Below are 12,414 nucleotides of genomic sequence, written 5' to 3' on the forward strand. Positions count from 1 at the left end.
ACTCCCTTATCGAACCATCCATAAACTGGAGAAGTATTTTTACCGTTTTGATCAAGCTGCCAGAGAAAACGTTAAGATTATCGTGACCGATATGAATTATACTTACCCTAAGCTTGTGCGGACCGTGTTCCCCAATGCCATTGTGGTGATGGACAAGTTTCACATTATTAACGCCCTTAATCGGGCGTTTAACAAGACCAGAATTAAAGTGATGAAAAAATTTGCCCCGTCCGCTCGGGAATTTCACGCGCTCAAACGATACTGGAAGCTATTATTAGTCCCGGCTGAACAACTTGACTTTGAACAATTTAAAAGATGGACGAATTTCCCTTATTTAATGCCGGCCACTGATGTGGTCGATCAGCTATTATCCTTGGATTCAGAACTTAAACAAACCTATCAAGTCTTAAATAACGTGCGGACGGCTATTCAACATCAAGATTGGCATAATTACAATGCCACTTTTTGGCATCATACCGCGTATTCTGAGGAAATGAAGAACACACTTAAGACACTTGAAGCCCATCACGATGAAATTCATAATACCTTTACCACACCGTATTCAAATGGTCCTTTAGAAGGTTCTAATAATAAAATCAAAGCTATTAAACGAGCTAGCTTTGGCTATCGCAGTTTCTGGAGATTTAGAACGCGAGTACTATACGTTTTCAAGGTCAAAACAAAAAGAGCCCTAATCACAAAGTGATTAGAACTCGAATTTAGTTTCACCAACAACAGTTGACGAAGAGCCTAACTTTGGGGGTATAGGTCAAAACCTATCTGAAAGATAAAGAGGCACTAGAAATTGCTGTTGGACAGAAATTAGACAATGTCGATGAACACAAAATTGTCTATAACTCTGAAAATCCCCCAACGGATAGCAATGCAGCCTTAATAGCTAAGCAGTACTTTAAAATTACTGATAACCAATCCGGGGCTGAGCCGGTATATGTTGTCCAATTGACCGATGGAAATGAGACACATTACTATAAATATAATGGTGAAATATTCGACAAAACAGCAAACGTGGACGACGATGTTGCAGCTGCTATCAATGCTGATGCACTTGCAATTGACTATGCACCGGAGGAATTGATCGAATCCTTGAAAGAAGAAGTCGAAGATAACAAGGAAATCCCAGAAACGTGGGGGAATTACGAGGTGATGACTAGCGATGGAGAACCGAATTTCCTTAATAAGGCCCAGTACTTTCCATATATCATTGACGGCAAGACAGTTTACTTCCACCCAGACAATAGTGATGACTACGATGGTGGAATTGAAACCATTTTCGTCGATAATACCGGTAACCTCTGGAAGATCCATACTGATGACGAGTCACAGGACAAAACACTAGTCAAACTCAATGAAACCGAAACAACTGAATTCAACACAAATGTTCCTGATAAGTTCCGACAAACCACCTACCTAGAGAATTCTGAAGGTACACCTTCAAATGTTGAACTAACACCTGAACAGCAAGCAATTAAAGAGGCACTTGGAAAAGAGATTGGCGTAGATCAAACAAGATTTGTTCAAATAGGCGATGAATTATACATTGTAAAGAAGGATGGCACAAGTCTACCTGCCAACACCGCAGTCTATACACTCGTCAAGCCTCTCATAAAACCCAAAACCACAATTCCCGACCCCACCAAGAGTCTTCAGCAAGTTACGGAAGTGACAAACCCTGGAATCAATATCACATTAACAGATTACACTGTAACGGGTACAAGTGATGGAGATAATGGAGTTGGAAAAGATGGCTTAGCCGATAGGGAAGTCCGGGATGCCGGAATCAATAAAGACAAAAAATTAAAATTCTCTGATGGTGGATCAACCAAATCAGGGGTTGCAGCATACAATAAGAGCAATCCTAATGGATACCCTAAGATCGTTGCTTCTGAACTAAGTAATGGGTATCCAACGGTTGACGGGGAATCATTAGCATACCTATTCGATGGAAGCAGTACTACTGGTTCTAGTAACAATTACGTAACCAACCAGCCACTTAAGATGTTCATTAGTGATGGTCACGGCGGCTATTCATTCGATAGTAGTAAATACCATACCGTATTCGATGACAAAGCAGATGATCCGAACAATTTAGGGGATATGTTAGTTTATAACAAAGCTAATAAGGCGAATGATAACAGTGGTGGCCAATTCTTTCCCTTGGACAAAGACTTCAAATTCTTCAATGGAAACAATGCTCAAGGCTATAATCTAAAAGGCAAGAATGCCCCTAACCACTTCCTTGGGATGAAGATGGAGTTTTCTTATATGCACCCTGAAGGTGGTATGGTTGATGACAGTAATTCACTTACGGACAAAAAGATCCCAATGGTGTTCAATTTCAGTGGTGACGATGACTTTTGGTTATTCATCGATGGAAAACTTGTGCTTGATATTGGTGGAATCCATTCAAAACTAGATGGAGCAATTAATTTTAGTAATGGGGAAGTATCCGTAGGAAAAAGAAAGAAAGAACATTTGGATAATTTGTTAGGCCAAGGATGGGGCAATGCCGGCGATTCTCATGAGATCAAGATTTTCTACCTGGAAAGAGGGCACGGCCACTCTAATCTCAAAATGAGTTTCAACCTCCAAATTCCAGAAGACTATCATGCTGAGAAAACTAGCTATGGTGTACAAAAAATCCAAGGTGAAACTCAGTACGTCTATGGCGAACATGAAAACTATGCAAAAACCGAAAATTCTCTTTACACTTACGCAGAAAATGAGCGATTTGGCATTCGTACGATTGAAGATGAAATCACTCCTCCTGATCCCGGACCGGGTCCAGGCCCATCCACACCGGATCCAGATCCAACCCCTGATCCAGAGGTAACGCCACCAACTCCGGAAGCCCCAACACCAGAAACGCCAACTCCAGAAACCCCAACAACTCCTGAAGATGACATTGAGCTTCCACAAGCCTTGCCATCTGATGACAAGAAAGGTAACGACAAAAAGAAAACCAGTTCAAGCAACAAGACTGGCAAGGCTTCAACTAGCAAAAAGGACGGCGTGCTCTACCTCAAGAGTAACCCCGGTTCTGGTGCAAATGGTTCCGGCTCAACTGGCACTGGCCTTCAAGCATTGAACGCTAAGGGTGGCAGCACCTTCAAGTACAGTAGCAATGATGCTGTTAAACCAGCGTCCGCTTCTACTAATGCCACTCAAAAGGATCAAGAACTCAAGACAGCGTCCATGCTGCCACAAACTGGTGACACGCACACCGCAAACTGGTTAGCAGTCCTTGGATTGTCTATGTTAGGATTGCTTGGCTTGGCGAAATTCAGACGTCGTCGCAACTAAATGCTCGTACAAAAGGCTGAGACATGTGTTAATTTTCAATCAGTGATCATCATTTGGATTACCACTGATACTCAGATAAAAGCTGCGACAAACGACCGATTCGGGCCATTTAACAAGAAAAACCAGCTATTCCAGCCTCAGGAATAACTGGTTTTTTCTTGTTGGATTCTGGGTTCAAAATACTTATTATCCCAGTCTATGTGCTTAGTAATATTGCTTCATTGGTTTCACAAACTGCCAACCCGTCTGCTTATAGGCTTGATCCCAGAACCGCCACTCCATTTCACAGCTCTTGAGGAATTCTTCCTTAACAATGTCCAAACGGTGCTGGTCGTACTTCACGGCTTCTCGGTCGATCAAATCATACATTTGCTGGAGAATACTGTCCTCGCTATCGCCCATATCTGCGTAAAAATCAATCCACGGTTTGAAGACATTATCGTCAGTATTCTTCCCTTGCTTCACAAACCGGTTTGCGATTTCCAAATACGTCCATGGACACGGCGTCATGGCGGCCACAATATCGATCAGGTCGCCAGTTCGCGCTGCCCGATACATATGCTCATTGTACAAATAAGTGCCGGGTGCTTGGGGCTCGTGCTGCAAAGTTTCGTATTTCACCCCGGCAACGTTACAGAAATTGTGATGGGGGTGAATTTCACTATTTAGGATAAAATCAATTTGTTTGGCAAAGATCGCCATGTCCGCGCGAGTTTCCGACTTTTCAATGGCCGCCGCGTAGACCTTGATAAAGGCATTCAGGTAGTTATAATCCTGACCGACATAAAATGTCAGGGCCTCTTTAGGCAAATTACCATTGCCGATACCTTCGACAAATGGATGTTGGTAGATTGCCTGCAAAATTGGTTGACCAGCTGCCAGTAACTGTTGTGAAAATTTCATTGGATGAAACTCCTCTTGCAAAAATTTTCAAATAAACCGTTACCGGATTTGGTACCTGTCATTCTCAATTCTGTCACTTCCCTACGTTGGTATTAACCAAATCAGGTTCAAAGGGATTGGCACTGCGCCATCTCAGCATATAGCACCGTCTCATTTGAATACCCAAAGTGTACCACGGTTGCGGCGTTTGCAACAATCTGGTTATTCATGATACGCTGTTAACAACTATTTTGAGGGGTTGGGGAAATTTTTTACAGAGAGGTTCAGTGTTATGAAATTCGATTTAAAATATGCCCTAATCACGAACTATTTATTGTATGTCATTTTAATCTTATACCCGATTATCCAGTTATTCGGGATCAACGACCTGATCAACCTGGTCATTCTGATTGCCGCTACCACTATTATTGAAGTGATCATTAGCAAATCGTTTGGCCAACAATACTTCAAGCAGCATTCCGAATACGATCGAACAAATCGAACGTTCACGTTGGCCGCCAACTTCAGCCTAATCGTTGGGGCGATCATTTTGGCGGTTCTCGTTTCGTTTTCACTGCTTCAAAACGGCGAATTGTTCTTTCTAGTCTTCACGATCATGATGATTTTCGTGGAAGGGTTTAAAGCACCCGTTAGAAAGAAGGGAAACGCATGAGAGTGGCTTGGAAATACAGCCTTCTCCGCAACATCCCTGTCCTCATCATTTTTGGCATCCTAAATGTCCAAGAATGGGCCAACCAGACTTTTCCCGGTGTTGAGGGTCTCCAAACGCTAACCAATATATCTAGTATTTTGCTCTTAATTGCCATTATGATCTGGCCAATTCATTACTTCAGCTTCAAATATTGGTACCAAAAACATCTCAGTTATGACCCCGACCACCACCAAATCACCAAAATAGGTGCTGGCCTCACCGCAGTCGGCATTCTGGTTTCCTTTTACTTATTTTTCGGCATCGTTCCCCAAACCTACTGGCCGGGAACCATTGCGATTGTTATCACGTTTTTTGTGAAGGATGCCTTTACCACCACATCCTGAATAGAGAGGAGTAGCTTTAATGCCTTACAGCTATCTTGACGTCAAATTACCCAACCCCCAATCTGAAGGAAAACTGCAAGCCGCCCTATATCAAGTAACAGTTGGACTAGGCAGCCTGGTTGATGAAATCCAACCCGAAAAGCTCCAATTCAATCGACCCGGGTTCTTCATCGAAAATCTCCATTTAACGAAGGCAGAACACCAAACCCTAACGATCTTTTTTAACAACCACCATCACGACAACCTAATTACTAATCAATCTTGGCTTAACAATTGGCTCAAAGACAACATTTATGAAATGCCAGCTGACTTTGTTTTCCGAATGACCCGTGCTTATCGAAAATGGTTCATGCTTAACTATGAGGAGGTCGAATTCATGCCTAATCACTGGCAAGAGATTCAGTTGCCTAATCCCAAAAGTCAGGCGGCATTGCAAGCAGTTCTATTTCAAATTAATAGCGCTATGGTCGATATCGTTGATCAGCTTAAATCAACTGACTCAGACTTTGAATTGCCTTTCCAGTTAACAATTGGGCTGAGTCAGGACGAAAGTGCCACTATCCTGCAACATTTTCTCTTCCATAAAGAGGCCAGTCCTGATGAAAACACTCAATGGTTGGCGAAGTGGTTGAATCAAAATGGCTACTCGGTGCCTGCCAACGAAATTACCAAAGCAGCCAGTAATATTCAGCGGTCAATTCAGTTGATGGATTAATGCGGTTAAGGTCTCAGCCAAAGAATTCATTCACTTATGAAACATTTTTAATGACTTAACTTCACTACTTATATAGCAACTTTGGTTAAAATCAGCCAAAGAGGTGATAAAGATGGCGGCCAAGAAAACAGAAACCCTTAAAGTCAGAATAAACTCCCACCTAAAAACAGAAACTGAAAAGCTGTTGAGCAATATGGGGTTAACTTACTCAGATGCAGTCACTCTATTTTCAAGAGCGATTGTTAATGAAGGAAAAATCCCTTTCGAAATACAATCGGATCCATTTTACTCGGCAGAAAACCAGGAGAGCTTGCGTAAGTCGATCAATCAATTGGAAAACGGGACAGGAAAACAGCACAATTTAATTGATGAAGATCAATAAGCGACCATCTCTCCATGAAAATAATAAGGATCGAAATCTCGGACAATAAGATTTCGGTCCTTTTATTTTCAGTGTTTTAGCCAACCACCAATTCTCAACCCTTATCCAAATCAGCCAGCGTCGTCTGCTTCAAAGTCGCCAGCATTGCCGTTTCTGCTTGTTTAAGCACTTTGGAACTATTTTCCAACCAATTTTCAACTTTGCCTTGATTAACAAACGCTGTCTTATCTACTTCTGAAGGCAACTTAAATAACGGGGTTGTCCCCTCAATTGCAACTAGAATATCATAAATCGTAATTTCTTGAGGCGCCTTAGCGAGCCGTAACCCACCGTTAACCCCGGTCTTCGATGTCAGAATGCCCGTCTTTTTGAGTGTTGCCGAGATCTTTTTAACGCTGGGAACCGGAATGTTGAGCATTTCAGAAATTTTTTGAATAGCTAAATAATCAAAATGCTCATCCTGTGATTTGGCGTTCACATAGCCAGCAATTTCTAACGCTTGTGAGAAAGCAACCGAAAAGGACATTGAATATACCTCCGATTAATTCATTGTATATATTCTATTATACCAATTATCCGGTTACAATCAGTGCTTTTCTGCCGGTACGATCAATATAACCACTAACACGAGGCCGATAAACGTCAGTCCGGCCCCAATCAGCATTGCTTGGCCGAAGACATCGGCAATTTTAGTCAAATGCGCTGTTGTGGCCGCAAAGATTGCCAGCCCCAAGGCACCACCGAATTGACGGGCGGTATTGTACACACCAGACGCTGCCCCAGAAACTGCCAGGCGAATCCGCGCTAACCCGGAAGTCGCCAAGGTGGCAAATGCCAGTGCAAACCCAATCGCAAACCCGAGTGTTCCAATCAATAGCAGCCAGTAATTGGTTGTGTGAGCTACCATTGCCAGTTCCACCAAAGATAGCAGTACCACAACAAAGCCAAGAATCATCACAATGGAATTATTCCAGCGCTCAACCAGCTTACCCGCTTTAACGGCAACAATGAACAATAGCACTGCCATTGGTAACATCCCTAAGGCAGTTAAAAACGGACTAAATCCAAATGCCCCCTGCATAAATTGCGGCGTGTAAAACCAGAAACCGATTCCGGCAGCGCTAAATAATAATGAACTAATATAAGAAGCCATTCGTTCTCGATCAGCAAAAATCTCCAATGGCATCGTCGGCAGTGAAACCTTGGCTTGGCTAATAACAAATGCTACCCACAGAAATAATGAAATTAGGATTGTCGGAATTGGCCACGGACTGCCATCCAAACCATAAGAAATTGAATTCATTGCTAAAATTGACAGAATGGTTCCCAACCAATCAATTTTTCCAGCCTGTTGATGAGCCGTCGGTAAGACCCTACCAGCAACAATCACCATGATTAATGCAATCGGCCCATTAACATAGAAGCCAACCCGCCAATCACCAGTCCAACCGCCGCACCGGCCCCAATTACCGAGGCGTAGTACCCAATTGCCTGCTGGCGAGCTTTACCTGTGAAAGTATCCGTCAGCAATGCCAAACAATTTGGGGCCAAAATTGCCGCACCAATTCCCTGAAACGCGCGAAAGCTAATCATCGTCAGCGCATTCGTAGCAGCACCAACCGCTAAACTCCCAATTCCAAAAATAATCAGACTGGTGATAAACAGTCGTTTGCGACCATAGATGTCACCCAGCTTACCACCAACCAGCATGAAACCGGCATAGGTTAAAGCGTATGAAACCTGCACCCAGGATAATGCATTTGAATTTAGCTGTAACTGGGCCGCCATCTTAACGGTCCCAGTATAAACAATTGAGGTGTCGAGAACCCCAAGGAACGCGCCAATCAAGGCGAGGCCAAAGATGATTCTTTGAACATTGGTTGTCTTCGCTGCTTCGGTCGTCACATCTAGCGTTGCTTGAACTGCTTTATCTTCTTCTATGTTTGTAAAACCTTCTTATTTCAGTTTGATTAGTATATAAATAATATACTAATAATGCAATAGAAAATCGCTGATTTTCTGAAAAAACAGCGATCATTTGCATTCTCTTTATCCTATTCGTTCATTCCTGAAACAAAGCCTTGTACAAAATCAATAATTTCTGGAATCAAGATCAACCCCAGCCAAATAGCCCCCCAAATAATCGTCGGCTTGGTTAATGCTTTGTTAAACTCGCGCCACTTAACTGATTTGAGCATGAAGAAGAAACTAACAATAACCGGTATAACCAACCAACTTTCCAGGGTGTTCGCACTGATCCCAACTAGTTGATAACACGTATAACCCACAATGGCAATCACAATGCCAAATAATATGATCTTTGAAACCTTATTGACTCTGTTGTCCTTCTCTAATCTTTCCATTAACTGGACATCTCCTTTAATTAAGTCATCAAGCGAAATTCCAAACAAGTCACTAATTGCCACCACATTTGAAAAGCTCGGTAGGGTTGTCCCATTTTCCCATTTAGAAATCGATTGGCGGGAAATGTGTAGTTCATCAGCCAGGTCCGCTTGGGATAACCCATGAAGTTGACGTTGCCTTTGAAGCTGTTCCGCGATTTTCAAGATGATGCCTCCTTTGTGATGATTTCAGTATAAACATATTATATGATAGACGAGTAGCACTTAATGGTTGCATCAACACTTAATAACTTAATTCTCGATAAAACGCAAACTTTCCAGATGGGTTTGCAGTAACCCAAGCTCTAACTTATTTAGCGGTCTAAGCGGGCCTGTATGAAAAAACAATGCAAACTTTGGCAGACTAGTAACAGGTTTCTAGTGACGATTAACCCAATTCAACGTATATTGGGTGGTGACCAGATCCCCAAAATCATAAAGTGAGAGGCAGAGAGATGAAATTAAATGATTTGTTGAAACAGAAACGATTGGCTTCCAATTTAACCCAGGAACAATTAGCCGAGAAGATTTATGTCTCCCCCAAGACAATTTCTAATTGGGAGCGCGGCAAAACGTTTCCTGATATTGAAAGTTTGATCAATCTGAGTCAGCTCTATCATCTTTCGCTAGATAATTTATTGGTGAAAGGATCTGGTATCGTGAATGATTATAAGGATAAGGAACAACTCGCAGAACTATCGAGGAATAAGCTGTTTCAGTTTTTTGGACCAACGATGTCGAGTACAATATTGTTTATATTTCTATTCTTAAATGAGTTTATCCCCCAAGTTCTGCCGCAACAATTTCAAGTTGGATTGGGCATCCAAATAATCCTATTGGCGGCAATGCTCTTTAATGTCGTATCTGCTGTCTATATCCGCTTAAAAGGCCGCGAAATCAAGGCTAAGATTTCAGCTAATTAGCAAAACAGATTGTTATATTCCCATAAATGCGTTATAACCAGATATTGTGGTTATAGCGTTTTTTAGTATCTCAGCAGGTAACGCAAAGTGGCATTTTGGGGTGCCTAAATCAAAAAAATAAAAAATTTTTAGCCCGCCAAAACCGTGTCGGCTCGCCATTATGCTGGCTACAAGCAATTTGCGGTCAAACACCATATATTGCTTATTGGGAGTGTAGGAGATACTATATATAGTGTTAATTCAAACGAAACGATTTATAATAGGTACTGGAGGAACGCAATATGCAAGCTATGAAACTTTCGTCAGTTTCACTATCTGACGAATTTATAAACAAAATTAAAAATGAAGTTACACCTCACTGGGGAGAGCTTGGTTGGGTGACCTATAAACGGACATACGCACGCTGGATTCCAGAAAAGCAACGAACAGAAAACTGGGATGAAACCGTTAAGCGGGTCGTTGAAGGTAACATTAACCTTGATCCTCGTTTACATGAAGACAATGTTGATCCAGAAGTTATCGACCAATTGACTGAAGAAGCGCAAGAGCTTTACAAGTTAATCTACGGCTTGGGTGCTACCCCATCCGGCCGGAACCTGTGGATTTCTGGCTCAAGTTACCAGGATCGTAATGGTGATGCTCTGAACAACTGTTGGTTTATCGCCGTTCGTCCCCAACCATACGGTGACAGCCACATTGTTCCAGAATACTTGAATGGCCGTCAAAAGGCTGTTTCAATGCCTTACTCCTTCATGTTCGATCAATTGATGAAGGGCGGCGGGGTCGGTTTTTCTGTCACTCGCGATAATGCTGAACAGATTCCTCAAGTTGATTTCAAAATCAATTTGACTATTTTAATTGATAAGACTAGCAAGTCTTACGATGAATCCCTCAAGATGGGCGCTACTGACCGGGAAGACTGGTTAAAGAATCATTCAATCAAAGACGTTCGTTACTATCGACTACCAGATACCCGTGAAGGTTGGGTTATTTCAAACGCGCATTTGATTGACCAACACTTTAATGAAACTAATCCAACGCAACAATTGGATCTTGTCCTTGATATGAGTGACATCCGTCCAAAGGGTGCCAAAATTAAAGGCTTCGGTGGAACGGCTTCAGGCCCAATGCCATTGATCGAAATGCTATTTGATATTAATAACCTATTAAATGACCACGTTGGCCAGAAGTTGTCATCTGTTGACTGTACCGATATTGGTAATTTAATTGGTAAGACAGTTGTTGCCGGTAACGTCCGTCGTTCAGCCGAACTGGCATTGGGTTCAGCCGATGATGAAGCCTTCATTACGATGAAGCAAGACAAAGAGAAGCTCTACCATCACCGTTGGGCATCAAACAACAGTGTTGCCGTTGACTCTTCATTTACCGATTATGGCCCCGTTGCTGATTCTATCCGTCACAATGGTGAACCCGGCATCGTTAACTTGGAACTTTCCAGAAACTACGGCCGGAAGATTGATGGTCGTCAGGAAAATATCGATGGCAGTGTTGAAGGCACCAACCCATGTGGCGAGATTTCCCTTGCCAATGGTGAACCTTGCAACTTGTTCGAAGTCTTTCCAACTGTTGCTGAACAAGAAGGCTGGGACTTACACGAAGCCTTTTCACTGGGAACCCGTTATTCTAAGCGAGTTACCTTCAGCAACTACGATTGGGAAGTTTCCCGTAACGCCATCGAAAAGAACCGTCGAATCGGGATCTCAATGTCAGGAATTCAGGATTGGATTTTGTCACGCTTTGGTAACCGAGTAGTTATTGGTTACGAAGACGCTACTGACCCTGAAACTGGTGCAGCAATCAAGAAGCCAATCTACGACAAGCGTGCTGTTAAAGAATTTGATGGTTTATACAAGGCCGTTGTGAAAGCTGATAAAGATTACTCTGAAACTTTGGGCTGCAACCCATCAATCAAGCACACAACTGTTAAGCCTTCAGGAACGGTTGCCAAATTGGCTGGTGTTTCAGAAGGGATGCATTTCCACTATGCAGGCTACTTGATTCAACGAATCCGCTTCCAAGATACCGATCCATTGTTGCCAGCTCTTAAAGCAGTTGGCTATAACGTTGAACCAGACGTTTATACCAAGAACACGATGGTTGTTGAATTCCCGGTTAGAGCGGCTCACGCTGACAGCAAGGACTTTGCTTCAGCTGGAAACGTCTCAATTGCAGAACAGTTTGCAACTCAAGCATTCTTGCAGACATACTGGTCAGACAACGCCGTTAGTTGTACTGTTACCTTCCAACCAAATGAAGGCGACCAAATTGCCCCATTGATGACCCAGTACCGTCACACAACCAAATCAACCTCATTGCTTCCATACACAGGTGCCGGCTTCAAGCAAGCCCCTAAGGAACCAATTGATCAAAAAGAATACGAAAAGCGCGTTCTCCAAATCTCAGGAGATGTCGCAAAAGTCTTCGCCCAACAAAATGGCAACCATGACAAGAAAGACGTTGAATTGGTTGACCAAACCGATTGTGCGGGTGGAGCGTGCCCAATCCGTTAGTGAGTGGAACCAAGCGGTTAGCAATCGGAGCATAAGTTGCCATTAACAGAAATCCCGGTTTTGGATTTTTGTTAATGGTGCTTATGTGCAGATTGCTGCTTGGTGGAGCGGTCCTCAGCCATGCAGCCTAGATCCAACTCCCAAGTTCACTAATCCCAACGATCGAGCGCTGACCCCTCATCTCATCTCGATCAATTAAGTT

At 42.8% G+C, this 12,414-nt stretch carries 11 protein-coding genes, 1 pseudogene and 1 riboswitch; of the genes and pseudogenes, 8 read left to right on the forward strand and 4 right to left on the reverse strand.

Features of this window, described 5'->3' with window-relative positions; genetic code table 11:
* The coding region (locus QUF07_RS00005) for an ISL3 family transposase (RefSeq protein WP_289426534.1) at positions 1-706 on the forward strand (706 nt) is incomplete at its 5' end.
* A gap of 254 nt (positions 707-960) precedes the next feature.
* Positions 961-3,321, forward strand: a complete 2,361-nt coding sequence (locus QUF07_RS00010; protein ID WP_289426535.1) for a fibro-slime domain-containing protein — start codon at positions 961-963, stop codon at positions 3,319-3,321.
* A gap of 204 nt (positions 3,322-3,525) precedes the next feature.
* On the opposite strand, the gene tenA is transcribed toward QUF07_RS00010, so the two are convergent.
* On the reverse strand, positions 3,526-4,224 hold the full coding sequence (gene tenA / locus QUF07_RS00015) for a thiaminase II (protein ID WP_217161551.1): 699 nt from the start codon (positions 4,222-4,224) through the stop codon (positions 3,526-3,528).
* A 61-nt stretch (positions 4,225-4,285) separates the two neighbouring features.
* Positions 4,286-4,400, reverse strand: a riboswitch (TPP riboswitch).
* Between the two features lie 95 nt (positions 4,401-4,495).
* On the opposite strand from tenA, the gene QUF07_RS00020 reads away from it, so the two are divergent.
* The 4 genes from QUF07_RS00020 to QUF07_RS00035 all read left to right on the forward strand — a co-directional run bounded on the left by QUF07_RS00020 (position 4,496) and on the right by QUF07_RS00035 (position 6,356).
* Entirely contained in the window at positions 4,496-4,876 is a 381-nt protein-coding gene (locus QUF07_RS00020) for a hypothetical protein (protein WP_217161550.1), read from the forward strand.
* Entirely contained in the window at positions 4,873-5,259 is a 387-nt protein-coding gene (locus QUF07_RS00025) for a hypothetical protein (RefSeq protein WP_217161549.1), read from the forward strand. The genes QUF07_RS00020 and QUF07_RS00025 overlap by 4 nt, the downstream gene beginning before the upstream one ends.
* 19 nt (positions 5,260-5,278) lie before the next feature.
* Entirely contained in the window at positions 5,279-5,974 is a 696-nt protein-coding gene (locus QUF07_RS00030) for a hypothetical protein (RefSeq protein WP_217161548.1), read from the forward strand.
* Between the two features lie 112 nt (positions 5,975-6,086).
* A complete protein-coding gene (locus QUF07_RS00035; protein ID WP_217161546.1) occupies positions 6,087-6,356 on the forward strand; it encodes a type II toxin-antitoxin system RelB/DinJ family antitoxin in 270 nt (89 codons plus the stop codon).
* Between the two features lie 94 nt (positions 6,357-6,450).
* On the opposite strand, the gene QUF07_RS00040 is transcribed toward QUF07_RS00035, so the two are convergent.
* The 3 genes and pseudogenes from QUF07_RS00040 to QUF07_RS00050 all read right to left on the reverse strand — a co-directional run bounded on the left by QUF07_RS00040 (position 6,451) and on the right by QUF07_RS00050 (position 8,923).
* On the reverse strand, positions 6,451-6,882 hold the full coding sequence (locus QUF07_RS00040; RefSeq protein WP_217161544.1) for an RrF2 family transcriptional regulator: 432 nt from the start codon (positions 6,880-6,882) through the stop codon (positions 6,451-6,453).
* A 60-nt stretch (positions 6,883-6,942) separates the two neighbouring features.
* Positions 6,943-8,168, reverse strand: a pseudogene (locus tag QUF07_RS00045) (MFS transporter).
* Positions 8,169-8,410: 242 nt separating this feature from the next.
* Complete coding sequence (locus tag QUF07_RS00050) at positions 8,411-8,923, reverse strand: helix-turn-helix domain-containing protein (RefSeq protein WP_217161542.1); 513 nt, start codon at positions 8,921-8,923, stop codon at positions 8,411-8,413.
* Between the two features lie 290 nt (positions 8,924-9,213).
* On the opposite strand from QUF07_RS00050, the gene QUF07_RS00055 reads away from it, so the two are divergent.
* Entirely contained in the window at positions 9,214-9,681 is a 468-nt protein-coding gene (locus QUF07_RS00055; RefSeq protein ID WP_217161540.1) for a helix-turn-helix domain-containing protein, read from the forward strand.
* Between the two features lie 281 nt (positions 9,682-9,962).
* The gene (gene nrdJ, locus QUF07_RS00060) at positions 9,963-12,212 is read left to right on the forward strand and encodes a ribonucleoside-triphosphate reductase, adenosylcobalamin-dependent (RefSeq protein ID WP_289426536.1); all 2,250 of its coding nucleotides are present in this window, start codon (positions 9,963-9,965) and stop codon (positions 12,210-12,212) included.
* Positions 12,213-12,414: the final 202 nt, after the last annotated feature.

This window comes from Lentilactobacillus sp. TOM.63 (assembly GCF_030361045.1).
In the GTDB taxonomy this organism is placed as follows: Bacteria; Bacillota; Bacilli; order Lactobacillales; family Lactobacillaceae; genus Lentilactobacillus; species Lentilactobacillus dabitei.

What these genes read in the sequence shown, in the direction of transcription:
- tenA (WP_217161551.1), bottom strand. Translation starts at nt 4,224, where the DNA reads ATGAAATTTTCACAACAGTTACTGGCAGCTGGTCAACCAATTTTGCAG.
- QUF07_RS00020 (WP_217161550.1), top strand. Translation starts at nt 4,496, where the DNA reads ATGAAATTCGATTTAAAATATGCCCTAATCACGAACTATTTATTGTAT.
- QUF07_RS00025 (WP_217161549.1), top strand. Translation starts at nt 4,873, where the DNA reads ATGAGAGTGGCTTGGAAATACAGCCTTCTCCGCAACATCCCTGTCCTC.
- QUF07_RS00030 (WP_217161548.1), top strand. Translation starts at nt 5,279, where the DNA reads ATGCCTTACAGCTATCTTGACGTCAAATTACCCAACCCCCAATCTGAA.
- QUF07_RS00035 (WP_217161546.1), top strand. Translation starts at nt 6,087, where the DNA reads ATGGCGGCCAAGAAAACAGAAACCCTTAAAGTCAGAATAAACTCCCAC.
- QUF07_RS00040 (WP_217161544.1), bottom strand. Translation starts at nt 6,882, where the DNA reads ATGTCCTTTTCGGTTGCTTTCTCACAAGCGTTAGAAATTGCTGGCTAT.
- QUF07_RS00055 (WP_217161540.1), top strand. Translation starts at nt 9,214, where the DNA reads ATGAAATTAAATGATTTGTTGAAACAGAAACGATTGGCTTCCAATTTA.
- nrdJ (WP_289426536.1), top strand. Translation starts at nt 9,963, where the DNA reads ATGCAAGCTATGAAACTTTCGTCAGTTTCACTATCTGACGAATTTATA.